The sequence below is a fragment of the Novosphingobium sp. BW1 genome (assembly GCF_008107685.1).
In the GTDB taxonomy this organism is placed as follows: domain Bacteria; phylum Pseudomonadota; class Alphaproteobacteria; order Sphingomonadales; family Sphingomonadaceae; genus Novosphingobium.
The window spans coordinates 1-456 of sequence record NZ_VIRF01000134.1; the positions used below are offsets into that span (position 1 = coordinate 1).

Annotated in this window: 1 protein-coding gene; it reads left to right on the top strand. The window is 44.5% G+C overall.

Annotated features, from left to right (window positions below; translation table 11 throughout):
* Positions 1 to 274: 274 nt before the first annotated feature.
* On the top strand, positions 275 to 456 hold a 182-nt coding region (locus FMM79_RS21120; RefSeq protein ID WP_205466795.1), incomplete at its 3' end, for an SAF domain-containing protein.

Here is a 456-nt window from a genome sequence, read left to right on the forward strand (position 1 = left end):
AGTATAATCAGCACGCCCCCGCCAGACACTATGCATACCGACAATATAAAGTTATTATTTAAAGCCATAATTGTGCTTATGCCATAAGTCATGGACGCTAATCCACACTTCTTACGATTGCCTGCCCTGCAGAGGTTAGCGTCATAAAAAGGAGTGATGACGATCACATTTTAAAATCAATTCAGCTGACATCCTTTATTCCATCATACTGATACGTAGCAAATGAATTAGCGTTTTATTTTATTATTAGCACCTGTTTGGAGATGACTGGACAATGGCTGACATTGCAATTCGACAACAATCGCCGACCGCGTTTTATATTAAAGTTGACCCGACAGATAATGTGGCGATTATTGTCAACGATCGCGGCTTAACCGCCGGAACGCGTTTCCCGGACGGCCTGACGCTCGTCGAGCATATCCCGCAGGGTCACAAAGTTGCCCTGGTGGATATCCC